Raw genomic sequence first — 25,262 nt, 5'->3', positions numbered from 1 at the left:
GCCATTTGGCGCCGCCCATGTCCAGCTTTGGCGCGTACGCCGAAACGGTAGCATTCACTTGATATTTACCCCCTGCACTTCATATACAGAAATGGTTAACGGGCGGCCTTGGCTGCGCGGCGATCCGATTGGGACGGGACAAATGGCACGCATTCTTCTCGCGGAAGACGACAACGACATGCGCCGGTTTCTGGTCAAGGCGCTGGAGCGGGCGGGATACGACGTCAGCGATTTCGACAATGGCGCCAGCGCCTATGAGAGGCTGCGCGAAGAGCCTTTCTCGCTGCTCCTGACCGACATCGTCATGCCCGAGATGGACGGCATCGAGCTTGCCCGCCGCGCCACCGAAATCGACCCGGACCTGAAGGTGATGTTCATCACCGGCTTCGCCGCCGTGGCGCTCAACCCCGATTCCAAGGCACCCAGGGACGCGAAAATCCTGTCGAAGCCATTCCACCTGCGCGACCTCGTCAACGAGGTCGAAAAGATGCTGCAGGCGGCATAGCACCTGCCGCAACGGCATGTTTCCCCGGCCGAACAACGATCGCGCGACAAACGGCCACAAGGACGGTTTCCGGAAAAATAGGCCAACGGGCCGCTATTGACGCGCCGGACCAAAAATGGTGTATGCGGCGCATTCGGATGGGCGTGTAGCTCAGCGGGAGAGCACTACGTTGACATCGTAGGGGTCACAGGTTCAATCCCTGTCACGCCCACCATTCGAATCAAGGGCTTAAGCTGAGCTGCGTATGCAGCTTGAAACAGATTTGGCTGCGGCGTCCAGACATCTGCATCCAGCATCAATGCATTGCCCGATCGCTGCTTTGGGGGAGTGCATCGCCCGATCGGATCGCCGCCCTCCAGTTATCCACCGAACATCTATCGTCGCCCACGCTTGATGCTGCCGCTATTTCGTTCCAAATCGGTGGGAATGAGGGACGAAACACAGGACCAGCGTCGAAACTTTCTGTGGGCACTTCCCGCATCGCTGATCGTGCATGGGCTCATCGTCGCGCTCTTGTTCTACGGCCTGTCCACACCTGCCTTCCGGCCGCAGGAGGAGCAAGTGGTGAATGTCGAGCTCGTCCCTCCGCCCGATCAATCAAAGCCGAAACCTCCGCCGCCGCCGCCCACCCCAATCGAGGAAAAGCCGAAACCGAAGGTTGAAGAGCCGCCCGCGCCGGCGAAGCAACCGCCGAGGCGACTGCCGATCGAAGTCCTGAAGCCTGTCTTCCAGTTCGGCGAGAAGGATTCCGGTCCCAGGAAATCTCCGGATGGGCGCAGCGCTCAAGACAGTTCGCCGTCACCCGCGAAAGACGATGCAAAGCCATCTGTCACAACGAAAGACGAAGCCAGCAGACCAGCCTCGTCGCCAGCCGCCGAGCCGCCGGACTCGGCTAAGGCCGCGGACACGCAGGCAACCGCGGCGAAGGATGCCGACACCACGCGAAATATGAAAGACGTGGAGGCAAACAGACAAGAAGCCTCAGCGCATGACACCGACAAGCCGGCGGGCACCATGCCCGCGCCACTGGAGGCCGCCGGTGGCGATGGTGAGATCGCGCTCCCCGTCTCGGTCGGAATACCGCAACCCAGGCCAGCGAACGCGCCGAAGCGCAGCTATGCAAAGGCTTCGAGGTCGGAAAGCCGGAACGCCAGGGCCTCGCAATCTGCGGAGGTGTCTGTTGCCAGATCGCAGAGCTATTCGGGCCTGCCGGGTGTGCGCAAGCTCTATTCACAAGGCGCTACCGGCGATGCGCTGGCAACGACCTCGATGTCGGGCTTGCCTCGCGACAAGCGGATTGCCAGACTCTGCGCCAGCGCATTGCAACAGCAACTGCTGGACGCCTCGTATTTTCCTGAACTGGTGCCGCTTATTCCGCTAAGGTCGGGCAATGTGGTCAACGTCGCAGACGCCGCCTTCCGCACGCGAACAACTTGGTACAGGCTGAGTTTCCGGTGCGAGGTCGACAGCGGTGCGACGAGGGTGCTGTCCATCACCTTTGGCGTTGGAACGGTGATCCCGTCTGCCGAATGGGCAAGCCTCGGGCTACCAATTCCCTAGCGGAACGCAGGGCGACCCCCGCGCAGCCGCTTGCCTCTCTGCCGCCCGGATGTGTAACTGGGATAGCCGGGCATGGCGGACATAATCCCCGCAATTCCCGGATCGCTCGCGGGTCCAGCCAGGCTGACAGGCCCTGCGAGATACGAACTGCGTTGAAGCCATAGCTCGGCACGCGGGAGCTTTCGAGGAGGAATCACTTGGGACAGTTTGACGGCTCGGTCCCTTCCGCCGACGCGATTCTCGCGTCGGTGATCAAATCCTCGCTGGACTGCATAATCGTCACCGACGAGACCGGCCGCGTCGTGGAGTTCAACCCGGCTGCCGAATCGACATTCGGCTACCCGCGAGCCATCGCCATCGGAACCCAGATTTCCGAATTGATCATCCCGCCGCGTTTGCGCGGCGCGCATACGCTCGGCCACGCCGCCTATCTGGCGGGCGGCGTCCCGCGCCTGATAGGCCGTCGTGTGGAGCAGACGGCGATGCGCGCCGATGGCAGCGAGATTCCGGTGGAGCTTGCGATAACGGAGTCCTGGAGCGGCAACCGGCGACTCTTCACCGCGAGTCTGCGCGATCTCTCCGAGCGCCGCGCCGCGGACGCCGCCCTGCTTGCCAGCCAGGCGCGGCTGGAAGCGTTCATGCGGCACGCGCCGATCGGGATGTATCTGAAGGACATCGACGGCCACTACCTGATGGCCAACCCTGAAATGGCGAAAGTTTTCGGCCGGCCGGCCGAAGAGGCGCTGGGACTTTCGGCCGCCGACATATTCGGCAACGAAGAAGCAGCCATGATCGCCGAGAACGACCGGCGCGTCCTCGAGACCGGGCAGGCAATAGCCGTCGAGGAATTTCTGAGCGAGGCCGTCGACTATGCCTGGAGCCTGGTGGTGCGTTTCCCGGTGTGGGAAGATCAGCAAAAGGCGCGGATCGGCGGCTTCGACATCGACATCACCGAACTCAAGCGATCCGCCGAGCGGCTGGCGGATAGCGAAAGGCGCTTCCGTGCCGTGACCCACTACCATCCGGTTCCGGTCGTCTTCATCGATGAGCGCAACCAGTTGATCGTCGCTAATCCGGCATTTCGCGAGATGATGGGGGTCGGCGCCGACGATGAGCAGCGGTTCCTGGAGCACCGCTGGTTCGCCACCCGCGAAGATTATCGCCGCATCAATGCGATGTCGCGCGAACTGGCTCGCGTCGACGGCGTCGAGGCGGATTTCCGCCGCCTCGACGGATCGGTATTCCCGGCCGCGCTCAGTTGGCGTCATGTCGAGATGGACGGCCGGCAGGTCATCGTCGGCAGCATTCTCGACCTTACCGCGACCAAGGCGGCCGAGGCCGCGCTGACGCGCTCGCGCGAGGCGCTGGCCCAGAGCGAGCGGCTCAATGCCCTCGGCTCGCTGCTTGCCGGTGTCTCCCACGAACTCAACAACCCGCTGGCGGTTATGGTCGGGCAGGCGCTGGTGCTGGAGGAACTCCTGGCAGGCACGGAGCACGCCGATCGCGCGGCGAGAATAAAGCGCGCGGCGGAACGCTGCGCCCGCATCGTACGCACGTTCCTTGCCATGGCGCGCGAACGTGCTCCCGAGCGCCGCAGCGTCGACGCCAACGACCTGATCCGCGCCGCCCTCGACATCGCAAACTATGGCCTTCGCACGGCCGGCATTGAAGTCAGCGCCAAACTCGCCGATGGACTCCCACCGCTTCAGGTCGATCCCGACCAGATGCATCAGGTGCTCTTCAACCTTGTCGTCAACGCCCAGCAGGCGCTGCAGGAAATTCCCGAGCCGCGGCGGATCACGGTCGAGACGGCGCTGATCGGCAAAGAGATCGAGATCCTTCTCTCCGACAACGGGCCGGGAGTGCCGCAGGACATCCGCAGCCGCATATTCGATCCGTTCTTCACGACAAAACCCCAGGGCGTCGGCACGGGCATCGGACTGGCGTTTTCGCTGGGCGTCGTCCAGGCTCACAATGGCAGGCTGGAGCTACTCGACAATTCAGAGGGGGCGCATTTCCGCCTGCGGCTGCCGGTTGAAACCGGAAGCATCGTCGCCCAACCCGATGGAGGCGAAACGCAGCATGAGAAAGGCGGCGTCGGCCGCACCGCCCTTGTCGTGGACGACGAACCGGATGTGGCGGAGATGGTCGCGCTGTTCCTGGAGGCCGAAGGGTTTTCGGTCACAAGCGTCGTGGACGGCGCCGGCGCCAAGCAGGCCCTGACCGCGACCGCTTTCGACGCGATTTTCTGCGACCTGAGAATGCCGCACACGGACGGCCCCGCTCTATATGATTGGGTGGTCGAGACGGTGCCACAAGCAGCCGACCGTTTCGTCTTCGTCACCGGCGACACGCTCGGCAACTCCGCCGCGCGTTTCCTTCAACGCGCAGGCCGGCCGGTCGTCGAAAAGCCGTTCTCACGCGAGACACTGCGCCAAGCCATCGCAGCGCTTGCTTCGTCCGCCCGCAAATAGCCGTCGCGTTCGTTCCGCCGATATGGTCAATGGAAGTCCGCCAGCAGAATATATGCGCGAGTTACGCTATAGCCGGCGGCTGCGAATCCGAAAGCCGTTGAACGGACAGCAGCCTTCTCAAGCACCACGCGGCCCAGCCTGCGCCAGCAGCGCGCGCGCCAATTCTTCCCATTCCGCTTCGAGCGTGAGCGTCGATGGGGGCGCACCGGCCCGGCGATACCAGTAGCCTGCATTCGAGGGGTCGCCTTCCTTGCGGTGCAGGTAGGCGTGCACGTGCATTCCCGCGCCGTCGTCGCGCTCCTGCGCGCACTCATGCGCCTTGTCCCAGTCGCCCTTGGCGTCCCACCACAACCCTTCGAGCGCCGCCGTCAAGCCGGCCGGGGGTTGCGGTTCAGCGATCGAATCCTTGAAGGTTTTGAAGTCCAATGACGCACCTCCCGGTTAGGGAGCCACGATCATACGCGCTCACGCGCCCGATCGGTAGTGCAGGACTGAGCCGGTACCGTTCAGCCGGGAAACGCAAGCGACCTCATTTGCTTGCAGACCCGTCCGGAGCCGCAAGAAGCGGCTCCGAACTTCAAGACCGGTCAGGCCTTGACCGGCGTCACTCCGGTCGGCTCGTTGCCCTGCACGTGTCGGCGCTTCCACCAGTCGCCCAGCAGCAGCAGGATCGGCGCGGCGATGAAGATCGACGAGGTGGTCGCGACTACGACGCCGAACACCATCGGGATGGCGAAATTCTCCACCGCGCTGCCGCCCCAGATCGCCATGGGCAGCATCGACAGCAGGATTGCCACCGAGGTGTAGATGCAGCGCGCGAACACCTGGTTGATGCTCATGTCGATCAGTTCGCGCAACGGCATCTTCTTGTAGAGCCTGAGATTCTCGCGCATGCGGTCGTAGACCACCACCTTGTCGTTCACCGAGTAGCCGATAATGGTCAGCAGCGCGGCAATCGCCGTCAGGTTGAAGTCCAGGCCGAGCAGCGCGAAAAAGCCGATCGTCTTGGTGGTGTCGAGGATCAGCGTGGCAATGGCGCCGATGGCGAAATTCCACTCGAACCGCCACCAGATGTAGAGCAGCATCGCCGCCGCCGCGAAGACCACGGCCAGAACGCCCGACTGCGCCAGTTCGCCGCTGACCTTCGGCCCAACCACCTCGGTGCGTTCGAATTTTACGCCCGGATCGAGCTTCTGGACAGCCGCCTTCACTGCGGTGACGGCGGTCGTCTGCGCCTGCTCGCCCCCCTCCTGGCGCTGCACGCGGATCAGCACGTGCTCGCTGTCGCCGATATTCTGCAGCGCGATCTCGCCGAGCTTGAGATCGCTCAGCGTGCTGCGCAGAACGGCAAGGTCGGTTGGCTGTGAACTGGTGATCTCGACCTGGATGCCACCCTTGAAGTCGATGCCGTAGTTGAGGCCCGGCATTATGAACAGGCCGATCGAGGCCAGCGACAACAAGGCCGACAGCCCTATGCCGAGGAAGCGGCCATTCATGAAGCGGAACGAGGTCTTTTCCGGGAAGAAATGGACCAGTGGCTCGACGCGGATGGTCTTCAGCTTCCGTCGGCGCACGACCTCGGTCATCAGCACGCGCACGACCGCCACCGCCGTGAACATCGACAGCACCGTGCCGATCATCATGGTCAGCGCAAAACCGCGAACCGGGCCGGAGCCGAACATGAACAGCAGGCTGGTGGCGATCAGCGAGGTGACGTTGGCGTCGACGATGGTCGAATAGGCACGCTTGAAACCATTGTCGAGCGCGGCGAAGGCTCCCAGCCCTCGCCGTGTCTCCTCGCGTATCCGCTCGTTGATCAAAATGTTGGCGTCGACGCCGAAGCCGATGCCGAGGATGATACCGGCGATGCCGGGCAAGGTCAGCGTGCCGCCGATCAGCGTCAGCGCGCTGAAGGTCAGGATCAGGTGCAGCAGCAGCGCGAAATTGGCGATCATGCCCCAGGCGCCGTAGAGCGCCACCATGAACAGCACGACCGCGACGAAGCCGGCGATGCCGGTATAGATGCCCATCTTGATGACGTCGCCGCCGAGATCCGGACCGACGGTGCGTTCCTCGATGACGGTGAGCGGCGCGGGCAGCGCTCCGGCGCGCAGCAGCGCCGACAACACGACCGTGTCTTCGACCTTGAAGCTGCCGCTGATCTGGCCCGAACCGCCGGTGATCGGCTCGCGGATGACCGGCGCGGACAGCACTTTTCCGTCGAGCACGATGGCGAAGGGCCGCCCGACATTGGCGCTGGTGATCTCGGCGAACTGCCGCGCGCCGAGGCTGTCGAAGCGGAAGGAAACGATGGGCTCCTGCGTGCGCTGGTCGAAGCCGGCGCGCGCGTCGGTCAGCCTTTCGCCGTCGAGCGCCACCCGGTCCTCGATGGCATAGGTCTGGCCGGACTTGGCGTCTGGAAGCATCGACACGCCCGGCGGCAGGCGGTCGCCCTGCTGCACATTGGCGACCATGTGGAAGGTCATCTTCGCCGTGCTGCCGAGCAACTCACGCAGCCGCGTCGGGTCCTGCAGGCCGGGAAGCTGGACGAGCATGCGGTCGGAGCCGACGCGCTGGATCGTCGGCTCGGCGACGCCGACCTGGTCGACGCGCTGGCGCACGATCTCCAAGCTCTGCTGGATGGCCGAGTCGAGCCGGGCGTTCAGGCCGGCTTCGGTCGGGGTGAGCTTTATCTGGTTGTCCGTGGCAACGACGTCGATGTCGGCGCGGCCCGCGCCGAAAGCAAGCCCGCCAACCGGCTGGGACAGGCCCTTGAGGATGTCCAGCGCCTTGGCGCGCTGCGTCTCGTCGGGCACGACGGCGACGATGGAATCGCCAACCAGCCGCACCGACTGCGACTGGACGCGGTCCTTGCGCAGCGCGTCGCGCGCCTGGTCGAGCAGCGCACGCAGCCGGTCTTTGCGGACGGCGTCGGCGTCGACCTCGAGCACGAGGTGCGATCCGCCCTGCAGATCGAGGCCGAGGGTTACCTGTTTATGAGGAAGCCAGCTCGGCAGGGCTGCCAATTGTTGCTGGGTGAAGAGATTTGGGAGCGCGACAAGAATGCCGGCCAAGACGATGATGGCATAGGTCGCCACCAACCAACGGGGTGTTCGCATTGTTCTGATACCATGACGGGCCATCGCCGACGCATTTTCGCGCACGGACGAAAGCTGTTTCAAAAACGCCGCTCCACACGAGCAGCGCCGTTCAGGGCTGATCAGGACAGGATAGGAGGCGCACGCGCAGCATAGGCATGCGGCGGCGCAGCGGAGAGCGGCACGGACGCAGCCGCGGCATCGCCGATTTCGGCGACAACTTCCGGAAGGCTTTTGAGAACGGGAGGCAGAACCGCCTTGGCATTGCCGTCGCCTTGCGGCACGGCGGCACTGAGTTCGCGGCTCTCGAAGGAAACGGCTGGCCGCAGATGGCTGGCGGCGCGCAGATCGCGTGCATCCATGCCGCCGGTCGCAGTCCGCGACTGCGATGCGGCGGAGGTCGCCTCGGAGGAAAGCGGCCCGTAGGCACCGCCGACCGCCGCCGCCAGATACAGGAAGAGCGCCGACAGGAAGCCTGTCGCCTTCGTCCCGTATAACCTGGCCCGGTTCATGCCGCCTTAAAGTCCTCGCGACCGCCGCGATACATATGTGTTGATCACCAATCGCCCGTCACCGCAAGGCGCAGATGGATGAGAAATGTGGTGACGTTGGGTCGGGCGACGGCGTTCGACCTGGCGTGAAGCTCCGCCGGGCGGCTAGGGAATGCTACCCATTGCTGGAATTCGTACTTGGGCGGGACGCGGGCCATTCCAACAGCGCGTGTATAAGGCAGCGACACCAAAATGCCCCATGAGTGAGAGCATCCAGACGTTAGCGTTTGTAGTTATTCCGTCCGCAAGGGGCTTGAATCTTGGCCGGACGATTGCCAGATGTCATCAGCGGACCGGGCCCCTCTGGCTGATGCGTTTAGCGGCAGCGATGTCGGACCGTATTGTTTGGGCCCGGCTTGTGACGATCAAAGCGGGCGCCAAAGCAACGGAGAACCGCATGACGTCGCAAATTCTAGGTCTTGTGTGCCCCTCCTGCAGGGTTGCGCTGGTGATGAGCGAACGCCAGGGCATCGAGATCGACTATTGCCCGCACTGCCGGGGCGTGTGGCTCGACCGTGGCGAACTCGACAAGATCGTCGAGCGCAGTGGTCGCGAGGCGGTTTCCTCCGACCCGCCCCGGCCGCAGCAGGTTCCTCAACAACAACCCTATCGTGGGCGCGATGATCGTGACCACCACGAGCGCGACTATGACGAAGGGCGCTCGCACGGACACTACCGCAAGCGGAAGAAGTCGTTCTTCGAGGAATTGTTCGACTGATCCGTACAACTTTGAGCGGCGCTCTGGGACCGAAAACGTTCCGGATGGTTGCCGGCGAAACGGCATCACGGCGACGCATATAGCGGCGCCTTGGTAAAACAGTGATCTTGGAGGGAATGAAATGTTGAATTCGAAGGCCGGCCGGGGCTTTGCGTTGATAGCTGCCCTGTTCATGGCGTTTTCGCTGTTCAGCGTCGACTATGCGGAGGCGCGGCGCGGCGGCAGTTTCGGCAGCCGCGGTACGCGCACCTTCCAGTCGGCGCCGCCGACCCGCACGGCCCCGCAGCCGACGGCGCCGGTCGAGCGCTCGATGACGCCGAACACCGGAACCAGCCAGGCTGCCCGCCAGCCGCAGGCCAGGCAGCCGCAGCGGCCCGGTTTCATGAACGGCCTCGGCGGCTCGCTGATGCGCGGGCTGCTGATCGGCGGTCTTATCGGCCTGCTGCTCGGCCAGGGGTTTGGCGGACTGGCCGGCATGTTCGGTCTTCTGATTCAGGCCTTGCTGATCGGCGGCCTGATCTTGCTGGCGATACGTTTCTTCCGTTCGCAGCAGTCGCGCTCGCCGGCTCAGGCAATGGCAGGCGGGCCGGCGGGCGGCTTCGGCCGCAATGACGCCAGCGGCTTCGGTCAAGGCGACAATTCTGTTCGTCAAACCGAAGGCGCCGGATCGTTCCAGATTCCGCGCATCGGCGGGGGTTCTGGCGGGGCTTCGGCAGCCGTGGATGAGGAGGAGATCGAGCTGAACCAGGACGATCTCGACACGTTCCAGCAGCGGCTGACCGAGGTTCAGGAAGCGTTCGGACGCGAGGATCACGCCGCGCTGCGCAGGCTGGTGACGCCCGAAATGGTTTCCTACCTTTCGGAGGAACTGGCCGACAATGCCAAGAACGGCGTGCGCAACGACGTGTCGGACGTGCATCTGGTGCAGGCCGACATCGCCGAGGCCTGGCGCGAAGGTGACCGTGACTATGCGACCGCCGCGCTGCGCTATGAATCGATCGACGTGATGCGCGATCGCGCCACCAGCGAGGTCGTCGAGGGCGACCCGGAACAGCCGACCGAGACGACCGAACTGTGGACCTTCACACGCCGGCGCGGCACCGACTGGCAGCTTTCGGCGATCCAGGAAGTCCAGGCCTAATCTACATCACTCTCTTACCCTCGCCGGCTGCGGCGGGGGCATGGCGCGAAACCGCGCTCCCGCATAGAATCCGCCGATATCGCGCGAATCCATGGGGGTGGAAATGACCGCCGAGCACCATTTAAAGACGCCCGCCGGAAAACCTCGGGCGCGATCATTCACCATTCCCTTCGCCGGCGAGGCGGGACGCTGGAACGCCATCACCGACGTGCCGGACGTCTCGGTGGGCTACGTCACGCTCAACTCCGGCGACGGGGCGCTCAGGATAGGCGAAGGGCCGGTTCGCACCGGCGTCACCGCAATTCTGCCGAGGCCGATAAAAGACCTCGCGACACCGGTGTTCGCAGGCATCTTCAGCGCCAACGGCAATGGCGAGTTGACCGGTTCGCATCTGATCGAGGAAGTCGGCGCGTTCAATTTTCCGATCACCATCACCAACACCCATTCCTGCGGCGTGACCCGCGACGGCACGCTGCGCTGGCTGTCGAGGGCACTGCCGGAAGCGATCGAGAGCGCCTGGGGCCTGCCGGTCGCGGCGGAAACCTATGACGGATTCCTGAACGACATCAACGGTCACCATGTGACCTTCGAGCACGTTGAGCAGGCGCTGGACGGCGCGGCGAGCGGGCCGGTCGAGGAAGGCAGCGTCGGCGGCGGCACCGGCATGATCACCTTCGGCTTCAAGGCGGGCTCCGGCACCGCCTCGCGGCTGGTCGAATGGCAGGACCGAAAATTCACCCTCGGCGTGTTCGTGCAATCGAATTTCGGCAAGCGCCGCAATCTCACGATCCGCGGCCGGCATTGCGGCCCGGACCTGGCCGAGCCGGCGGTCGTCGAGGGCGCGCCCCGCGCCGAAAAGGGCTCCATCATCGCCATCGTCGCCACCGACGCGCCGCTGCTGCCGCATCAGTTGAAGCGGCTAGCGCGGCGCGTGCCGCTCGGCGTGGCGATGACCGGCGGGCTGGGCTATCACAGCTCGGGCGACATTTTTCTCGCCTTCTCCACCGCCAATCCGGAGGCCGCCACCGCGCCGTCCGGAAGACTTGCTCGGGCCGACTATGTGCCAGACGCCGACATCGACCCGTTCTTCGACGCGGTGGTGCGCGCGACCGAAGAGGCGATCCTGAACAGCCTGGTCGCCAATGACGACATGACCGGCCGCGACGGCAATTTTGTCCCGGCACTGCCGAAGGAATTTTTGGCGAAGACATTTCCGTCGGCGGGTTAAAAACCGCCGGCAGCGGTTTGCCTATTCGGTCACCCGGATGATCAGTTTTCCGAAATTTTTGCCCTCCAGCAGGCCGATGAAAGCTTCCGGCGCGTTCTCCAGCCCGTCGATGATGTCCTCGCGATAGCGCACGCGGCCCTCCGCGATCCATCCGGACACGTCCTTGAAGAAGGCCCGGCGCTGGTCTGCGAATTCGTGCTGGATGAAGCCGCGGATCGTCAGGCTTCGGGTGAGCACCTCGCGCATGACCACCGGCAAGCGGTCGGCGCCGGCGTGCTCGGTCTTGTTGTATTGCGCGATCAGGCCACAGACCGGCACGCGCGCGAATCCGTTGAGCAGCGGAAACACGGCGTCCCAGACCGGGCCGCCGACATTTTCGAAATAGACATCGATGCCGTCCGGGCAGGCCGCTTTCAACTGCTCGGGAAAATCCGGCGCGCGATGGTCGACGACGGCGTCGAAACCGAGTTCGTCGCGCACGAAGCGGCATTTGTCGGCCCCGCCGGCGATGCCGACGGCCCGCGCGCCCTTGATGCGGGCGATCTGGCCGACAGCCGAACCGACCGCGCCGCTGGCGGCCGCCACCACGACGGTCTCCCCAGGCTTCGGCCGGCCGATGGTTAGGAGGCCGGCATAGGCGGTGAAGCCCGGCATTCCGAGCACGCCGAGCGCGGTCGAGACCGGAGCGGCCTTCGGATCGAGCTTGCGCAGACCCGACCCGTCCGAAAGCGCAAAACCCTGCCAGCCGGAATAGGAAAGCACGATGTCGCCTTCGGCAAAATCGGGATGCCGCGATTTCTCGACACGCGCCACCGTCCCGCCTTCCATGACCTCGCCGATTTCCACCGGCCTGGCATAGGATTTTGCCGCGTTCATGCGGCCGCGCATGTAGGGATCGAGCGACAGGTAGAGGATTTTGAGCAGCACCTGCCCCTCGGCGGGTTCCGGCACGCCGGTGCGCTCCAGATGAAAATCGGCGGGCGTCGGACGGCCATGCGGCCGCGAAGCGAGCAGGATGCGAAGGTTTTCCTCGGCGCTCATGGATTTTCTCCTCAAGCCGGGATGGCATTGTCGCCGACGAGCAGCGCCTCGATCGAGGGATGCCCGCGCAGCGTGTTGCTGACCGTGCAAATCTCGCCTTCGGCCGCCTCGGCGATCGCATGTTTGGTGACAGGGTCGAGGTCGCCGCCGATTTCGATCTCGACGCTGAACGCCTCGATCCGCGACGGGCCGTCCGCCGCCTTGCGGCCGGTGACTTTCGCTTCGATGTCGCCGAGCCTATCCAGCACGCCGAGTTTGGCGGCAGCGGCCCGGGCGCTGATGACCAGGCATCCCGCCAGTGCGCCGTAGAGCAGGTCGACGGGCGAAAAACCCGGCGCGCTGACATGCGACGACAGCGTGATCTCGCCGCCGGTGGCCGAGCTTACCAGCGGGCTTTGCCGGGGGCTGAGTACTGCGGTCGCGCCGGTCGGACGGGCCAGGTGTTTTGCTTCGGCGGCCATGGCGGGCGGCTCCTGTAATTCCGGCGTATCGATGCGCCTCGACCCGACTCTAGCGCGATCGCGGGAGAATGCCCATCGATGGCGTTCCAGGTGAATCTTCGCGTGGAGAATACTATTCCCCCACCGCCCGGCCGGCCCGGTAGCCAATATCAGCGCAGCAAAAAGCCTTTGCCGAGTTCGTCGCCATCCTCGTAGGTGAAGGTCGAACGTCCCGAATAAAAGGCACGGCCGCCGACCTCGACCCTCACGGCGTCGAAATAGCCGCACGGCTCTTTTCGCAGCGCCTTGGCCGAGAACGCGGCGCCGGTGACGCTTTCGAAGGACCGCGATTGTCCAAGGCCGATCTGGCCCTTCGCAACCTGAATGGCGATGCGCGCCGAGACGCCGCTGCCGGTCGGGCTGCGGTCGACCTCGCGCTCGGCGAAGACGCAGATGTTGCGGGTAGGTTGTTGCGAGAAGGCATCGCGCCCGTCGGTCAGGATCGTGCCGTAGAGGAAAGCGAGATCAGGATCGTCCGGATGGTCGAGCGGGATGGCGGCGGCGGTCGCCTTGGTGATGCGGTCGGCCCGCTCGACCAATGCGGCGACCGGCGAGGTGCGGACATCGAGCCCGACCGACGACGCCGGCAGGATGGCGTAGAAGGCACCGCCGTAACCGATGTCGAGCGTCAGTTGCCCGAGCCCCGGCACGTCGACTTTTCTGTCGAGCGCGAAGGCGAAGGACGGCACGCTTTCGAACGACACCACGCCCGTTGCGAAACCGCCATCGCATTCGGCGACTTCGACACGCGCCTTGACCAGCCCGCAAGGGCACTGGATGGCAACGTTGGTGTACGGTGTCTGCGCCGCGACGATGCCGTGGTCGACGGCATAGCGGCCGAGCGCGACCACCGCATGGCCGCACATGGTCGAATAGCCTTCATTGTGGATGAACAGCACCGCCATGTCGGCGCCCGGCAGGTCTGGCTCGACCGGAAGCACGCCATACATGTCGTAATGGCCCCGCGGCTCGAACATCAGCATTTTTCTGAGATGATCGAGGTTTTCGCGGGCGAAGCGGCGCTTGTCCAAAATGGTCGCGCCACGAATCGGTGGATAGCCGGTGGTGACGATGCGCACGGGCTCGCCGCCCGTGTGCATCTCGACCGTTTCGATGCGTATTGCGGAGTTCGACTGGCTCACCATGTTCCTCCCGACCACTACCAGCCCTACGACTTCAACACATCGGCCCACTCCGGATGACGCCGAAACTGCGCATTGGCGAAAGGGCAGAGCGGGATGATCTTCTTGCCGGCGGCGCGGGCGTCTTCGACCGCGCGCGTCACAAGCCTCGATCCGACACCCTGCCCGCGAAAGGCGTCGGGCACCTCGGTATGGTCGATGATGATCATGTGCTCCCCCGCCTTGGAGAAGGTCATCTCGGCCACGGCGCCGGCATCCCTGAACACATAGCGTCCTTTCGATCCGAGATCGTCGAGCTCGATTTCCGGCTTCGTGTCAGGCATGGGTCGCCTCCTCTGTCCTCGTTGCGGCAAGAAAGCGCTTCGCCGCTTCAATCTCGCTCGGACGCACCTCGTGCCCGCCTTCATGCCATTCCAGTGTTACATCCCCGCCCCCGGCGCGCAAATGGGGTGCGAGGCGGTTTGTCAGATCGGGCGGGCAGATCGGGTCGCGGCGGCCGGCCGTGATGAGGATGCGGCGACCGGCCAGATTGCCACCGACGTCGGGTTCGAACGGGATCAGGGGATGCATCAGCACCGTTGCGTCGAACAAGCCGGGGCGTGCGAAGAACGCGGAAGCCAGGATGTTGGCGCCATTGGAGTAGCCGATGCCGAGCACCGCCGATGGCCTCTCGGCCTCGACATGAGCGGCCACGAACCTGGTCATCTTCGCGGTCGCGCGGGCAAGGTCGTCCATGTCGTAGACGCCCTCGCCGGTGCGGCGGAAGAAGCGCGCCGCGCCGAACTCCGAAACATCGCCCCGCGGCGAAATGACCGTCGCCTCGGGTAAGAGGTCACGGCCCAGCGACAGAAGCTGGTTCTCGTCGCCGCCCGTGCCGTGAAAGGCAAAAAGCAGTGGCCCGCCCGGTTTCCCGGGCAAGCGCTTGTACGTGTATGAATTCGCGGACATTTTGGTCATCCTCAGGCCGCCAGCGGCTGCAGGTGCTTTTCCAGATAGGCCCTCAGATGGGCGTGCTGCGTCGGCAGCTTCAGCGCCTCGCCGAGATGGGCGGTGTCCTCGTCACGGTCGAAGCCGGGCTCGTTCGTCGCGATCTCGAACAGCACGCCGCCCGGCGTGCGGAAATAGATCGCCCAGAAATAATCCCGGTCGATGACAGGCGTGACATGGTAACCCGCGTCGACCAGCGCCTTGCGGACTTCCAACTGCTTCGCCCTGTTCTCCACCGCGAAGGCGATGTGATGGACCGAACCCGCGCCGAGATCGGCGAAGGAAGCCCCGGGGACCGTCTCGATGTCGATCGTTTCGGCACCGTTGCCGCCAGGGATCGCCAGACGCTTGACGTTTCCGGAGGTGTCGACGTTCTGGTAGCCCATGAACTTCAGCAGTTCCTCGGTGGCGCCACCGTCCCGCAGCCTTAGCGATGCCGAGTGGAAACCGCGGATCGCCTCGTCGGCGGGAACATCACCCTGCGTCCACGCCGCGCGGTTGTCATCGGCGACCTCGACGAAGGCAAAACTGTCGGCGTCCGGCCCGTCGAAATGCAAGCGGTCCTGACCGAAGCTCTTCTCGCGGGAGATGTTTCCGACGCCCTGGTCGGCAAGGCGCTTTTCCCAATAGCCAAGCGTGCCCTTTGGCACGGCGAACACTGTGGTTCCGACCTCCCCGACGCCCGGGCGGCCCTTGCCGATGTTGGGGAACGGGAAATATGTCATCACCGAGCCCGGCGTGCCTTTCTCGTCGCCGTAATAGAGGTGGTAGACGTCCGGCGCGTCGAAATTCACGGTCGTCTTGACCCGGCGCAGGCCGAGTTTGTGGGTGAAGAACTGGTTGTTCTCGTTGGCGTCCCTGGCCATGGAGGTGACGTGATGGAGGCCCTTGATCTGGTCGAGCATGTGACTTGCCCTTTCGCTGGTCTTGCGGCCCATGCCGCTTGGATGGGCTGTATGTTGGGCAAAATTGGCCTGGCGGAAAGACACGGAACGCAGAATGGATCGTTCACAATTTAAAGACGATCACGACAAATCGTTCAAGAAACGTGGGAGCGGCTGGCATGCGCTCCCACCAGCAAAAAAGAAACCCGCGCCGTTTCCGGCGCGGGTTCCGACAATCCCGTTGACGATTATTACTGCATCATGATGATACGCTGATCGTCACGCTTCTCAGCCCATGTGCTCTTATCATAGGCGGCCGCGGCATCGAGCTGCTCTTTAGTGAAGGTCGTGTAGAGATACTTCTTGCCGTCCTTGTCGGTCATGAAGGCAAGGTTGTCCATGCCGACCGCGACTTCCTTCTCGCCCACGCCGAGGAAGCCGCCGACGTCGATGATCACCGCGTCCACCTTGCCGTCCTGCGTCAGCACGACATCGCCGATCTCGCCGACATTAGCGTCGTTCGCGCCGTAGACGGTGGTACCCACCAGGTCCTCGGAGCGAATGTCGCCGGCCGGCATCTCGGTGAGCGTCGACTTGTCGATCGCACCGGTCTTGGTCTGATCGGTCGCGGTCGCCTCGGCAGGCGCCTGAGCCGTTTGGTCAGCAGGCGTTGTGGTGGTGTCGGCAGGCGCCTGCGCAGTTGTGTCGGACGGCGCGGGAGCGGTAGTCGTATCCGTCGTCGCCGGGGCCGGAGCCATTGCCGTGGCGGCCGGGGCCGGGTCATACGGCTTGCGGTCGAATTCAGCCTGGGCCTGAAGCTGGTCCTTCGTAGCGTTCACCACGATCCAGCGGTCGCCGTCCTTCTCGGCCCATTTTATGTCGCCGTAGTTCATGGCGATGTTCTTCTCACCGATACCAAGGAAGCCGCCAACGCCGATGACCACGGATTCCACCGCGCCGTTCGATCCGATCACAACGTCATTGACGCTGCCAATGTTCTCGGCATCGTCGCCAGTGCCGTTGTAAACAGTTTCGCCGATCAGGTTGGTGGCCAGGAAGCCGTCAGCCTTCACCACTGGCGCGGCGGGTGCCTCGGTTGAAGGCGCGGCCGGAGCCGGCGTCGGCGTGGTGGCTTCCTGGGCAAAGGCGGCGCCGGTCAGAAGCGTGACGAGCGCGGTAGTAGCCAAAAGTTTGCGGACCATTATACTCTCTCCTTGTGCGTGAATTTCATGCACTGACACGCCCGGTAGAACCGTCGCAGGGGAAGCCGGGCGTGCCGCTCACAATTGGACAACGTCGGCATTCCGCTTCGGTTCCCGACTTTCGCGTTCCCGCGCATCGCTGTTAGCGGCAAAAAATGGTTTGGCGCCAATGCCTTGCCTGATGGAACTTTTCATTGCCGATCCCGTTCTGGAAAGCTGCGATTTATCGATCGGCAAGGGGAGTTTGAGGGATCATGCGATTCATCGCCGTACTCAATCGCGACGGCGGCACTCTGCGGACGACCGACCTCGACGCGTTTTCGCAGCGTCTCAATTCCATTCTGACCGATGCCGGGCATAGCGTCGAAATCAATGTCGTCGACGGCAAGGACATCGTCCCGGAATTGAAGCGCGCCGCCCGCAAGCGGTCGCCGGACGTCATCCTGGCCGGCGGCGGCGACGGCACGATCTCGGCCGCTGCCGCGGCGCTGATGGGTTCCGACAAGGCGCTGGCCGTTCTGCCGGCGGGAACGATGAACCTGTTCGCGCGCGGATTGGGCATTCCCCAGCAGCTCGACGCCGCGTTGCTGGCCTTCGCAGGCGGCGAGGTGAAGGCCGTGGACCTGGCCAGCGCCGACGGCCGCCCCTTTGTGCACCAGTTCTCGATCGGACTTCACGCCAAGATGGTCGTGCTACGCGAGCAGATGGAATTCGCGTCGCGGCTGGGCAAGATCGGCGCCTCGCTGAAGGCTGCCTACCGCACCGTGATGAAGCCGCCTTCCATGCGCGTGCAGCTTACCATCGGCGGGACTGAGATCGTAACGCGCACGTCGGGCATAGGCATCAGCAATAATCTGTTCGGCGAGGGCCACCTGCCTTACGCGGATGAACCCGATGGAGGGGTTCTCGGCATCTATGTCACGGTGGCGAAAGAGCGGGGCGAGCTGATCCGCATGGCCGCGAACATGGCGCGGGGAAAATGGCGCGATAACGATCAGGTGGAGATCCATGAAGCCGAGGAGGCCGAACTCAAGATTCTATCGCGCAACCGGCGGTTCCGCTGCGTTATCGACGGAGAACTTTATCCATTGAAGGATACGACCCAGATCCGCATCCACAAGAAGGCGCTTAATGTGCTTGTCCCGAGTGCTCTGAAGAATGCCAAGGCTGCCTGAACGATTAGCCGCCGCCCGAACTGGTGCCGCCGGCCGGCGCAGTAACGCCGCCAGGGTTGTCGGCCGCCGGCGTGTCAGTGTTCGCCCCATATCTCGACGCCCGCCCACACCGCCATCGCGAGCAGCAATCCGACGACCAGCACGACGAGTACAGGGCGTCCCCAGCCTGCCTGCCGTGCCTTGTCGGTGGGAATGGTCTTTTGCATGACGGTTCTCCCGATGCGTCGCGCGTGGGCCTCGTCAGGGTTTTCGTTGGTCAATGCCCGTTCCGGCCCAAAGTTCCCCTCCGGCCAGTGGCTTTCCAGTTGCGTAAGGTTTTCTTCGGTATGATCGGACGGTGAGCTTCGGGGCGGTGCAGGATAGCGGCGACCATAATCCGGGTTTGCCGGATCAGGTCTGGCAGGCGGTCCGCTCGCCGGCCAGGCAGGCTGTGCTGGACAGACTGCCCTATGCCGATTTGCTGGACGATCCGGATTTCGACAGGCTGACGAGACTGGCCGCTGGCTTGTTCGGCGCGCCGGTGTCTTTGCTCAGTCTGGTGGACGTCGACCGGCAACGCTTTCCTTCGCGTTTGGGCATCGAGGAGCGGGAAACGCCGGTTAGCCTTTCATTCTGCGCTCATGCAATCGCCGCCGGCAGCGACGTCATGGTCGTTGCCGACGCAACGGCGGACCGGCGTTTCTCCGGCAATGCCCTGGTGACCGGGCCGCACAGGGTACGTTTCTACGTCGGCGCCCCTCTTGTCGTCGACGGCGAGCCTATCGGCACGCTGTGCGTGCTGGATCGCCTGCCACGTGCCCATCCGAACTCGCAGTTGGTCGAGCAATTGTCTCTGCTCGCCGGCCTTGCCTCCAGTCTGTTCTCGCTCAAGGAGCGCACGCGCAGCGGCGCCATGGCGCAACGGGCGCTCGACCGTGAGGAGAAGCGGCGCGCACTCGCGCTGGAGGCCGCGTCGCTGTCAAGCTGGGTCTGGGAGGTGCGGACAGGCAGGGTCGAATGCGACGCCAGCCTGCCTGTCTTGTTTGGGATGAAGGCCGCGAAGCTTATGCGCGCCCGGAAATTCTTCCATGCGATCGACCGGCGCGATGTGCGGCTCGCCGATTCAAGATTCCGCCAGGCACTGGAAATATCGGACGACTATTTTGGCGAGTACCGCGTCCGCCATGTCGAGCCGGCGCGCTGGCTGGCGGCGCGCGGCCGGGTGATCGAGCGCGACACGGAAGGCAGGCCGCTGCTCGTCTTTGGCGTGAACTACGACATCACCGAGCGCAAGACGAGCGAGGAACGCCAGCGCCTGTTGCTGCGCGAGCTCAATCATCGCGTCAAGAACACGCTGGCCACGGTGCAGGCGCTGGCATCGCAGACCGTGCGCCACGCCAGAGATCCGCGCGAGTTCCTCGAGGCGTTCAGTTCGCGGCTGCAAGCGCTCGGCGTCGCGCACGGCCTGCTTTCGGATCGCGAATGGCGCGGCATTGCACTGCGCGACCTGCTACGGCTGGAGATAACGCCCTTCGACGACGAGAAGAACCCGCGCGTCCGGCTGGATGGCGCCGACGCCTATCTCTCCCCCGACCAGGCTCTCGGCCTCGGCATGGTCACGCATGAACTGGCCAGCAATGCCCTGAAATATGGCGCCTTGTCCGTGCCGATGGGTGCGGTGGATTTGTCGTGGAAGATAGAGGGCCGCGATCCGTCGCGGCGCCTGAAGCTCGCCTGGCGCGAGATCGGCGGGCCTTCCGTCAGCCGGCCCGACCGCGAGGGCTTTGGCATGATCCTGATCCGCCGCGGCCTCGACAAGATCATATCCAGCCAAGTGCGGCACGAATTCGGCCTCAACGGGGTCGTCGCGGAGATATCGCTGCCGCTGGAATGCGGCGCAACTTGACCGCCTGAGCGAATCCTATTCGTCATTCCCAGGAGGCGGTGGCCTGCTGTTTTCGCGGTAGATTGCATAGGCGATGGCAGCGATGGCCGGCGCCAACAGTACTGCCTTGCCGGCCCTTCCGCTGAGCAGCGCCGGGGCAACCGCGATGCCGGCGGCAATCGCAGCCTTGGCGAAGTCGCGGTTGCGTTGCTTGACCGCGGCACGGGCCCGGACCCTCGACGCAATCTTATGCGCAATGACGATGAGGATCGCCAGCAGGATGAAGGATCCTCCGATGCCAAGCGTAGCCTCGATCGCGCCATAGCGACGAGCCGCCCAGATCGTGCCCGCAAGAAGAAGGTAGATCACGCCGAAGAAGCCAAGAAGCCCGGCGATAAAATAAGCGATCGCCGCGCGCCGAACCCGGCGCAAAGCGGCCAATGTCTCTCCGGTCGCCAGACCGGCAATCAGCGAAGCGAGCATCCCCTCTCTCGCCCAAGCCGCTAGCGGCGCGACAACAGCGCGAGGAAATAGCCGACGCCTGCGGCGATGGCGAGCGCCGTGATCGGCTTCTCCCTGACCGCAGTCGTCAGTTGCTCCTCGATGTCGTGGGCGTTGGTCCGCAGTCCCTCGATGGCCGCCTCGCCCTGCGCCTTCAATTGCTCGACGCCTTCAGCGGCGGCGCGGCGGGCGGTGCCGTAGGAATGTTGCCCGGTCTTGGACAATTGCTCGGTCAGCTTCGCGATGTCCTCCCGCAACTGGCGGATATCCGCTTCCAGATCAGGCGGAACAGGCGTCTCCATGTCCGACTTCGCAGTCTTTCCTGTCGCGGCTGCCATTGCATCACTCCTGTGTTTAACGGAGCCAAACGTTCGCACGGAAACGTGGTTCCGGCTGCCCGGAACGAAAGCTACGAAATTGTGTTCTGGATGGCGAGAGGAACGGGCGCAAATGTCAGACCGGAATGCGGCCGCCGTGCGGTCGGCCAAAAAAGCGCCGATCGTGCGTCTGCCACCGAAATCCAATATCGAACTGCTTCTGGCGCGCGGCTCCCAGATGGCGGTCATCCTCATCGGCATCGTGGTACTCGTTTTCGCGATGGCGACTGCGGAGTACATCCTCATGCCGATCTCCCTGGGCATCGTGATCGGGCTGATGCTCGGTCCGATCGCTTCGCGGCTGGAAGCGCGCGGCATGCCTCCGGGAATTTCCGCGACCATTGTCGTGCTACTCTTCATCATAGGCCTTTGCCTGTTCGCAGTGGCGGTCGCCGCACCTCTGTCGTTCTGGATCGAACGGCTGCCGCAGATCTGGGCAAACCTCAAGCAGCAACTCGCCGAATTGAAAGGTCCGCTGGAATCGTTGCGGGGAATGCGCGACCAGTTGCGCGAGATCACCGGCGCGGAAGGCATCGCGGTTTCAGTCGATCAGGGTTTTGGGGTCGAAAGCATGGCGACACTGGCTCCGGCGGTGCTCGGCCAGGTGCTGATCTTCTTCGCCAGCCTGTATTTTTTCGTCGCCACACGCCACCAGACGCGGATCGCCATCTTGCGGCTCTGCTTCAACCGCCGCCTGCGCTGGCGGGTGGCCCACGTCTTCCGCGACATCGAGGGACTGGTCTCCGACTATCTGATCTCGATCTCGATCATCAACATTTTGGAAGGCATCGCCGTCGGCATCGGCCTATGGATCGTCGGTATACCGTCAGCCGCTATGTGGGGGGCGCTCGCCATCCTGACCAATTTCATCGTCTTCATCGGCCCGGCGATCATGGTAGCCGTACTGTTCGTCATCGGGCTCGCCGAGTTCGACACGCTGGGCGGCAGCCTCCTGCCGGTCGCGATTTATCTGACCATCAACATGATCGAGGCGCAGTTCGTCACGCCCATGGTGATCGGCAGGCGGATGACGCTGAATCCCTTCGTCGTCCTGCTCTCGCTGGTATTCTGGATCTGGCTGTGGGGACCGCTCGGCGGTTTCATCGCAGTCCCCGCGCTGCTGGTCGTTTTCGCGCTTGCCCGCAACATCATCCCCGGCACGATGTGGTCCGATACTGCGTGAGACGTGAGAGCCGGGAAGCCGTCACACCAAGGGACGCGGCGTATCGCGCAGCCCGTCCCATCGGGCCAGTTTTTTCAGGCCGTCTATGTCTCTGATCTCGCAGCCGCCATCGCGCCAGGCCAGGAGTTTGCGGTCGGCGAGCTTACGGATTGTCTTGTTGGTATGCACCAGCGAAAGGCCGAGCGTGTCGGCAAGGTGCTGCTGCGTCAGCGGAATCTGCATCGGGTCGCCGCTGAAGCCGACGCTGTGAGCTCGGCTACCGATGAAGGCTATGAGATAGGCTGCCCGCTCGACCGCGCTCCTGCGCCCGAGGCTGAGGAGATTCTCGTCGAGAATCTGTTCCTCGCGCGACGCGATCCAGGTGATGTCGAAGGCCAGGCCGGGATGATTGCGGTAGAGTTCGCTCATCTGGTCGCGCTCGAACACGCAAAGCAGCATCGGCGACAGCGCCTCGACCGAATGCTGCATCTCGCCGAGCAGGCTACCTTGCAGCCCGACCAGGTCGCCCGGCAACATGTAGTTCAGTATCTGCCGCCGCCCGTCCGGAAGCAGCTTGTAGCGGAACGCCCATCCGGAAAGCACGGTGTAGAGATGGGCACTGTGGTGGCCTTCCATCAGCACCGTCGCGCCCTTGTCGACGGCAAGTTCGCCGCGCTTGAAACGGCTGACGAAGGCAAGTTCCTCTCTCGTGAAATCCCGAAAGGTTTTCATCGGACGCAGCGGGCATTTCTCGCACGGTATGTTCGTGCCAGCCGCCGCCTTGAGGTCCTTGGTCTGCAATTGAGCCCCCATTGCTTTCGCAATCTCCGGCCAGCCCCGATCCTCAACTGGTAGGCCGAAAACCCGCCGATGTCTTTTTTAAATGACATACCGCTTAATTAACGGCATGAGTCGCGGCCTTTACAGGAGTGATGGCATTTGGCCGGCTTGCTTGATGGACTGCGCATACTGGTGCTCGAAGACGAGTTCCTGATCGCCATGGATGTCGAGCAGATATGCCGCGACGAGGGCGCCGCCGATGTCGTGATTGCCCGCAACATGACGGACGCTGAAGCCACGACGTCGTCCTCGGATTTCGACGCGGCGATACTCGACCTTCTGCTGGGCAGCGATTCCACCCTGCCCTTCGCCGCCACGCTGCGGGAGCGCGGCGTGCCCTTCGTCTTCGCCTCCGGCTATACCGACATCAAGGAGATCACAGCATCGTTTCCCGGGGTCAGGGTCGTCGGCAAGCCCTATGCAAGCGACGACATCCTTTCGGCGCTCGTCAACGCCCGCGAACAGGTGCGGGCATAGCTGACGGCGCGCCGGGGCCGCCCGTCAGGCAGCGTTGGAGCCCATCACCTGCGATGAGATCGCGTCCGGGCCGTAATCTGCCTCGCCTGATATCTTCAGTATGTCCTGCAGTCTCGTGCGTGCACGACTGACGCGGCTCTTGATCGTACCTACAGCGCAATTGCAGATCTCCGCCGCCTCTTCATAGGAGAAGCCGGACGCACCGATCAGGATGATCGCCTCGCGCTGGTCCTCGGGCAACTGTTCCAGCGCGCCGCGGAAATCGGCGAGGTCCAGCTTGCCGTGCTGGCTCGGATGGACCGCGAGCCGCTCCGTCATCACACCTTCGGAGTCCTGCACCTCGCGGCCGCGCTTGCGCATCTGCGAATAGAACTCGTTGCGCAGGATGGTGAAAAGCCAGGCCTTGAGATTGGTGCCCATCTGGAAACTGGCGTGCTTGTCCCACGCCTTCACCAGCGTCTCCTGTACCAGATCGTCCGCCTTGTCGGAATTCTGCGTCAGCGACACCGCGAAAGCCCTCAGGCTGGGTATGGTCGCCAAAAGATCCCTCTTGAACTCAGGCGTCACAGCCATCGGTTCAGTCCTCCTTCCGCGCCATTTCGGCCGCCTCAAGCTGACTGAGCAGTTGGGCAAAGCGATCCGGCACGTCGTCGGACACCAGTTCGTCATAATATTGCTTGAGTTTGCGACCGATCTCGGAACTCACGCCGAGAGGATCGGTGGAGTCTTTCGCTCGCACCGCCGATCCGGCGGAAGCGACGTTGTCTTTTGTCGATATCACAATGTTGCCTATTCTCACTCGTTGTTCGGATCGGCCGCGGCCCCGAAGCGCGCAAATCCTGCCCACATCCGCTCCCAAACGCGATATGATCGACTAGGTTCCAAGCGAAGGAACTTTTTCAATCGGAGCCCGTTGTAGGCGCGAATTGTCCATGCCAATTCGTCAAGCACACCCAAGAGGGAATTCCATATGAGTTTGTCAGCAAGCATTGCGCCGCACCTGCCCTATCTGCGCCGCTTCTCCAGGGCCGTTTCCGGCTCGCAGCAGAGCGGCGATGCACTGGTAGCCGCCATGCTCGAGGCGATCGTCGCCGACGTCGATCTGTTTCCGGAAGCGTCAAACGCGCGCATCGCGCTCTACAAGACTTATGCGAAGCTGTTCACCTCGATCGCCATCCGCGTCCCCGAGGATCATGCCCGAACAGGCTGGGAACGCCACGCCGCCGCCAACCTCGCAGCCCTTTCGCCTCGCCCCCGCCAGGCCTTCCTTCTGGTTTCGGTCGAAGGTTTCAGCGACGAGGAAGCAGCCGAAATTCTCGATGTCGATACGCAGGAATTCAACAAGCTGCTGGCCCAGGCCAGCGCCGAGATTTCGCGTCAGGTCGCGACCGACATTATGATCATCGAGGATGAGCCGCTGATCGCCATGGATATCGAGCAGATGGTGGAGAGCCTTGGCCACCGCGTCGTCGGCACCGCACGCACCCACGCCGAAGCAACTGCGTTGTTCGGCAAGACCCATCCGAAGATGATCCTCGCGGATATTCAGCTTGCCGATGGCTCCTCAGGCATCGACGCCGTCAATGACATCCTGTCATCGACGTCGCTGCCGGTGATCTTCATCACCGCATTCCCCGAACGCCTGCTCACCGGCGAACGGCCGGAACCGGCCTTCCTTGTCACCAAGCCGTTCAATCCCGAAATGGTCAAAGCCTTGATAAGCCAGGCACTTTTCTTCGACCGGCAGGCCAAGGCAGCGGCCTGAGCCGGGCGCGTTCCGCGTGACGGCCGCCGCAGCGCGGCCGTTTCTTTTTGCGGAACCTTACTACGGTGGT

27 protein-coding genes and 1 tRNA gene are annotated in these 25,262 nt (G+C 63.7%); 12 read left to right on the top strand and 16 right to left on the bottom strand.

What is annotated here, in order from left to right; genetic code table 11:
• Window positions 1-142 precede the first annotated feature (142 nt).
• The 4 genes from cpdR to ABMA59_RS22505 all read left to right on the top strand — a co-directional run bounded on the left by cpdR (window position 143) and on the right by ABMA59_RS22505 (window position 4,539).
• Window positions 143-505: a cell cycle two-component system response regulator CpdR gene (gene cpdR / locus ABMA59_RS22520; protein WP_349007633.1), complete on the top strand. Its 363-nt coding sequence runs from the start codon at window positions 143-145 to the stop codon at window positions 503-505.
• A 139-nt stretch (window positions 506-644) separates the two neighbouring features.
• Window positions 645-719 (top strand) — tRNA-Val (locus tag ABMA59_RS22515).
• Window positions 720-898: 179 nt separating this feature from the next.
• On the top strand, window positions 899-2,065 hold the full coding sequence (locus tag ABMA59_RS22510; protein ID WP_349007632.1) for a DUF930 domain-containing protein: 1,167 nt from the start codon (window positions 899-901) through the stop codon (window positions 2,063-2,065).
• 197 nt (window positions 2,066-2,262) lie between these two features.
• Window positions 2,263-4,539: a hybrid sensor histidine kinase/response regulator gene (locus ABMA59_RS22505; protein WP_349007631.1), complete on the top strand. Its 2,277-nt coding sequence runs from the start codon at window positions 2,263-2,265 to the stop codon at window positions 4,537-4,539.
• A 117-nt stretch (window positions 4,540-4,656) separates the two neighbouring features.
• Here the strand turns inward: ABMA59_RS22505 and ABMA59_RS22500 are convergent, their stop codons facing one another.
• The 3 genes from ABMA59_RS22500 to ABMA59_RS22490 all read right to left on the bottom strand — a co-directional run bounded on the left by ABMA59_RS22500 (window position 4,657) and on the right by ABMA59_RS22490 (window position 8,149).
• Entirely contained in the window at window positions 4,657-4,965 is a 309-nt protein-coding gene (locus ABMA59_RS22500) for a hypothetical protein (protein ID WP_349007630.1), read from the bottom strand.
• Window positions 4,966-5,126: 161 nt separating this feature from the next.
• Window positions 5,127-7,658, bottom strand: a complete 2,532-nt coding sequence (gene secD / locus ABMA59_RS22495; protein ID WP_349007629.1) for a protein translocase subunit SecD — start codon at window positions 7,656-7,658, stop codon at window positions 5,127-5,129.
• Window positions 7,659-7,759: 101 nt separating this feature from the next.
• Window positions 7,760-8,149: a hypothetical protein gene (locus tag ABMA59_RS22490; RefSeq protein WP_349007628.1), complete on the bottom strand. Its 390-nt coding sequence runs from the start codon at window positions 8,147-8,149 to the stop codon at window positions 7,760-7,762.
• A 436-nt stretch (window positions 8,150-8,585) separates the two neighbouring features.
• Here ABMA59_RS22490 and ABMA59_RS22485 point away from each other — a divergent pair, with 436 nt between their 5' ends.
• The 3 genes from ABMA59_RS22485 (at window position 8,586) to ABMA59_RS22475 (ending at window position 11,275) form a co-directional block, all read left to right on the top strand.
• Window positions 8,586-8,906 carry a TFIIB-type zinc ribbon-containing protein gene (locus ABMA59_RS22485; RefSeq protein WP_349007762.1) on the top strand — a complete coding sequence of 107 codons (321 nt, stop codon included), beginning with the start codon at window positions 8,586-8,588 and terminating at the stop codon, window positions 8,904-8,906.
• Between the two features lie 121 nt (window positions 8,907-9,027).
• Window positions 9,028-10,047 (top strand): Tim44 domain-containing protein, encoded by a 1,020-nt coding sequence (locus ABMA59_RS22480; RefSeq protein WP_349007627.1) that lies wholly within the window; start codon window positions 9,028-9,030, stop codon window positions 10,045-10,047.
• A 103-nt stretch (window positions 10,048-10,150) separates the two neighbouring features.
• Window positions 10,151-11,275 carry a DmpA family aminopeptidase gene (locus ABMA59_RS22475; RefSeq protein WP_349007626.1) on the top strand — a complete coding sequence of 375 codons (1,125 nt, stop codon included), beginning with the start codon at window positions 10,151-10,153 and terminating at the stop codon, window positions 11,273-11,275.
• Between the two features lie 21 nt (window positions 11,276-11,296).
• Here ABMA59_RS22475 and ABMA59_RS22470 read toward each other — a convergent pair whose 3' ends face one another.
• The 7 genes from ABMA59_RS22470 to ABMA59_RS22440 all read right to left on the bottom strand — a co-directional run bounded on the left by ABMA59_RS22470 (window position 11,297) and on the right by ABMA59_RS22440 (window position 17,031).
• The gene (locus ABMA59_RS22470; protein ID WP_349007625.1) at window positions 11,297-12,316 is read right to left on the bottom strand and encodes an NADP-dependent oxidoreductase; all 1,020 of its coding nucleotides are present in this window, start codon (window positions 12,314-12,316) and stop codon (window positions 11,297-11,299) included.
• An 11-nt stretch (window positions 12,317-12,327) separates the two neighbouring features.
• On the bottom strand, window positions 12,328-12,777 hold the full coding sequence (locus tag ABMA59_RS22465) for an OsmC family protein (RefSeq protein WP_349007624.1): 450 nt from the start codon (window positions 12,775-12,777) through the stop codon (window positions 12,328-12,330).
• A gap of 149 nt (window positions 12,778-12,926) precedes the next feature.
• Window positions 12,927-13,916: a proline racemase family protein gene (locus tag ABMA59_RS22460; protein WP_349007761.1), complete on the bottom strand. Its 990-nt coding sequence runs from the start codon at window positions 13,914-13,916 to the stop codon at window positions 12,927-12,929.
• A gap of 68 nt (window positions 13,917-13,984) precedes the next feature.
• On the bottom strand, window positions 13,985-14,281 hold the full coding sequence (locus tag ABMA59_RS22455) for a GNAT family N-acetyltransferase (RefSeq protein WP_349007623.1): 297 nt from the start codon (window positions 14,279-14,281) through the stop codon (window positions 13,985-13,987).
• On the bottom strand, window positions 14,274-14,906 hold the full coding sequence (locus ABMA59_RS22450; RefSeq protein ID WP_349007622.1) for an alpha/beta hydrolase: 633 nt from the start codon (window positions 14,904-14,906) through the stop codon (window positions 14,274-14,276). The genes ABMA59_RS22455 and ABMA59_RS22450 overlap by 8 nt, the downstream gene beginning before the upstream one ends.
• Before the next feature lie 11 nt (window positions 14,907-14,917).
• Complete coding sequence (locus tag ABMA59_RS22445; RefSeq protein ID WP_349007621.1) at window positions 14,918-15,850, bottom strand: VOC family protein; 933 nt, start codon at window positions 15,848-15,850, stop codon at window positions 14,918-14,920.
• 230 nt (window positions 15,851-16,080) lie between these two features.
• A complete protein-coding gene (locus ABMA59_RS22440; RefSeq protein WP_349007620.1) occupies window positions 16,081-17,031 on the bottom strand; it encodes a PRC-barrel domain-containing protein in 951 nt (316 codons plus the stop codon).
• Window positions 17,032-17,285: 254 nt separating this feature from the next.
• Here ABMA59_RS22440 and ABMA59_RS22435 point away from each other — a divergent pair, with 254 nt between their 5' ends.
• Window positions 17,286-18,206, top strand: coding sequence for a diacylglycerol/lipid kinase family protein (locus ABMA59_RS22435; RefSeq protein ID WP_349007619.1), 921 nt, complete (start codon window positions 17,286-17,288; stop codon window positions 18,204-18,206).
• Between the two features lie 74 nt (window positions 18,207-18,280).
• On the opposite strand, the gene ABMA59_RS22430 is transcribed toward ABMA59_RS22435, so the two are convergent.
• The gene (locus ABMA59_RS22430) at window positions 18,281-18,412 is read right to left on the bottom strand and encodes a hypothetical protein (protein ID WP_349007618.1); all 132 of its coding nucleotides are present in this window, start codon (window positions 18,410-18,412) and stop codon (window positions 18,281-18,283) included.
• Window positions 18,413-18,543: 131 nt separating this feature from the next.
• Here ABMA59_RS22430 and ABMA59_RS22425 point away from each other — a divergent pair, with 131 nt between their 5' ends.
• A complete protein-coding gene (locus ABMA59_RS22425) occupies window positions 18,544-20,091 on the top strand; it encodes a sensor histidine kinase (protein WP_349007617.1) in 1,548 nt (515 codons plus the stop codon).
• Between the two features lie 15 nt (window positions 20,092-20,106).
• Here the strand turns inward: ABMA59_RS22425 and ABMA59_RS22420 are convergent, their stop codons facing one another.
• Window positions 20,107-20,553 carry a hypothetical protein gene (locus tag ABMA59_RS22420; protein ID WP_349007616.1) on the bottom strand — a complete coding sequence of 149 codons (447 nt, stop codon included), beginning with the start codon at window positions 20,551-20,553 and terminating at the stop codon, window positions 20,107-20,109.
• A 20-nt stretch (window positions 20,554-20,573) separates the two neighbouring features.
• Window positions 20,574-20,909: an ElaB/YgaM/YqjD family protein gene (locus ABMA59_RS22415; protein WP_349007615.1), complete on the bottom strand. Its 336-nt coding sequence runs from the start codon at window positions 20,907-20,909 to the stop codon at window positions 20,574-20,576.
• Between the two features lie 112 nt (window positions 20,910-21,021).
• Between ABMA59_RS22415 and ABMA59_RS22410 the strand changes: the two genes are divergently transcribed.
• Window positions 21,022-22,131 carry an AI-2E family transporter gene (locus tag ABMA59_RS22410; protein WP_349007614.1) on the top strand — a complete coding sequence of 370 codons (1,110 nt, stop codon included), beginning with the start codon at window positions 21,022-21,024 and terminating at the stop codon, window positions 22,129-22,131.
• A gap of 21 nt (window positions 22,132-22,152) precedes the next feature.
• On the opposite strand, the gene ABMA59_RS22405 is transcribed toward ABMA59_RS22410, so the two are convergent.
• Entirely contained in the window at window positions 22,153-22,923 is a 771-nt protein-coding gene (locus ABMA59_RS22405; protein WP_349007613.1) for a Crp/Fnr family transcriptional regulator, read from the bottom strand.
• Between the two features lie 126 nt (window positions 22,924-23,049).
• On the opposite strand from ABMA59_RS22405, the gene ABMA59_RS22400 reads away from it, so the two are divergent.
• Window positions 23,050-23,427: a response regulator gene (locus tag ABMA59_RS22400; protein WP_349007612.1), complete on the top strand. Its 378-nt coding sequence runs from the start codon at window positions 23,050-23,052 to the stop codon at window positions 23,425-23,427.
• A gap of 24 nt (window positions 23,428-23,451) precedes the next feature.
• Here the strand turns inward: ABMA59_RS22400 and ABMA59_RS22395 are convergent, their stop codons facing one another.
• Both ABMA59_RS22395 and ABMA59_RS22390 read right to left on the bottom strand, forming a co-directional pair.
• Window positions 23,452-24,000 (bottom strand): RNA polymerase sigma factor, encoded by a 549-nt coding sequence (locus ABMA59_RS22395; protein WP_349007611.1) that lies wholly within the window; start codon window positions 23,998-24,000, stop codon window positions 23,452-23,454.
• A gap of 4 nt (window positions 24,001-24,004) precedes the next feature.
• A complete protein-coding gene (locus tag ABMA59_RS22390) occupies window positions 24,005-24,166 on the bottom strand; it encodes a NepR family anti-sigma factor (RefSeq protein ID WP_349007760.1) in 162 nt (53 codons plus the stop codon).
• A 231-nt stretch (window positions 24,167-24,397) separates the two neighbouring features.
• On the opposite strand from ABMA59_RS22390, the gene ABMA59_RS22385 reads away from it, so the two are divergent.
• Window positions 24,398-25,192, top strand: a complete 795-nt coding sequence (locus ABMA59_RS22385) for a response regulator (protein WP_349007610.1) — start codon at window positions 24,398-24,400, stop codon at window positions 25,190-25,192.
• The last annotated feature ends 70 nt before the right edge of the window (window positions 25,193-25,262 follow it).

This window comes from Mesorhizobium yinganensis (genome assembly GCF_040081985.1).
GTDB classification, from domain to species: Bacteria; Pseudomonadota; Alphaproteobacteria; order Rhizobiales; family Rhizobiaceae; genus Kumtagia; species Kumtagia yinganensis.
Note: the sequence above shows the minus strand (reverse complement) of the source record. Positions and strands in the feature narration are given on the sequence as shown.

Coding starts and splice junctions, on each gene's coding strand:
- cpdR (WP_349007633.1), top strand. CDS start 143: ATGGCACGCATTCTTCTCGCGGAAGACGACAACGACATGCGCCGGTTT.
- ABMA59_RS22510 (WP_349007632.1), top strand. CDS start 899: ATGCTGCCGCTATTTCGTTCCAAATCGGTGGGAATGAGGGACGAAACA.
- secD (WP_349007629.1), bottom strand. CDS start 7,658: ATGCGAACACCCCGTTGGTTGGTGGCGACCTATGCCATCATCGTCTTG.
- ABMA59_RS22490 (WP_349007628.1), bottom strand. CDS start 8,149: ATGAACCGGGCCAGGTTATACGGGACGAAGGCGACAGGCTTCCTGTCG.
- ABMA59_RS22485 (WP_349007762.1), top strand. CDS start 8,586: ATGACGTCGCAAATTCTAGGTCTTGTGTGCCCCTCCTGCAGGGTTGCG.
- ABMA59_RS22480 (WP_349007627.1), top strand. CDS start 9,028: ATGTTGAATTCGAAGGCCGGCCGGGGCTTTGCGTTGATAGCTGCCCTG.
- ABMA59_RS22475 (WP_349007626.1), top strand. CDS start 10,151: ATGACCGCCGAGCACCATTTAAAGACGCCCGCCGGAAAACCTCGGGCG.
- ABMA59_RS22470 (WP_349007625.1), bottom strand. CDS start 12,316: ATGAGCGCCGAGGAAAACCTTCGCATCCTGCTCGCTTCGCGGCCGCAT.
- ABMA59_RS22465 (WP_349007624.1), bottom strand. CDS start 12,777: ATGGCCGCCGAAGCAAAACACCTGGCCCGTCCGACCGGCGCGACCGCA.
- ABMA59_RS22460 (WP_349007761.1), bottom strand. CDS start 13,916: ATGCACACGGGCGGCGAGCCCGTGCGCATCGTCACCACCGGCTATCCA.
- ABMA59_RS22455 (WP_349007623.1), bottom strand. CDS start 14,281: ATGCCTGACACGAAGCCGGAAATCGAGCTCGACGATCTCGGATCGAAA.
- ABMA59_RS22450 (WP_349007622.1), bottom strand. CDS start 14,906: ATGTCCGCGAATTCATACACGTACAAGCGCTTGCCCGGGAAACCGGGC.
- ABMA59_RS22445 (WP_349007621.1), bottom strand. CDS start 15,850: ATGCTCGACCAGATCAAGGGCCTCCATCACGTCACCTCCATGGCCAGG.
- ABMA59_RS22440 (WP_349007620.1), bottom strand. CDS start 17,031: ATGGTCCGCAAACTTTTGGCTACTACCGCGCTCGTCACGCTTCTGACC.
- ABMA59_RS22435 (WP_349007619.1), top strand. CDS start 17,286: ATGCGATTCATCGCCGTACTCAATCGCGACGGCGGCACTCTGCGGACG.
- ABMA59_RS22430 (WP_349007618.1), bottom strand. CDS start 18,412: ATGCAAAAGACCATTCCCACCGACAAGGCACGGCAGGCAGGCTGGGGA.
- ABMA59_RS22420 (WP_349007616.1), bottom strand. CDS start 20,553: ATGCTCGCTTCGCTGATTGCCGGTCTGGCGACCGGAGAGACATTGGCC.
- ABMA59_RS22415 (WP_349007615.1), bottom strand. CDS start 20,909: ATGGCAGCCGCGACAGGAAAGACTGCGAAGTCGGACATGGAGACGCCT.
- ABMA59_RS22410 (WP_349007614.1), top strand. CDS start 21,022: ATGTCAGACCGGAATGCGGCCGCCGTGCGGTCGGCCAAAAAAGCGCCG.
- ABMA59_RS22405 (WP_349007613.1), bottom strand. CDS start 22,923: ATGGGGGCTCAATTGCAGACCAAGGACCTCAAGGCGGCGGCTGGCACG.
- ABMA59_RS22395 (WP_349007611.1), bottom strand. CDS start 24,000: ATGGCTGTGACGCCTGAGTTCAAGAGGGATCTTTTGGCGACCATACCC.
- ABMA59_RS22385 (WP_349007610.1), top strand. CDS start 24,398: ATGAGTTTGTCAGCAAGCATTGCGCCGCACCTGCCCTATCTGCGCCGC.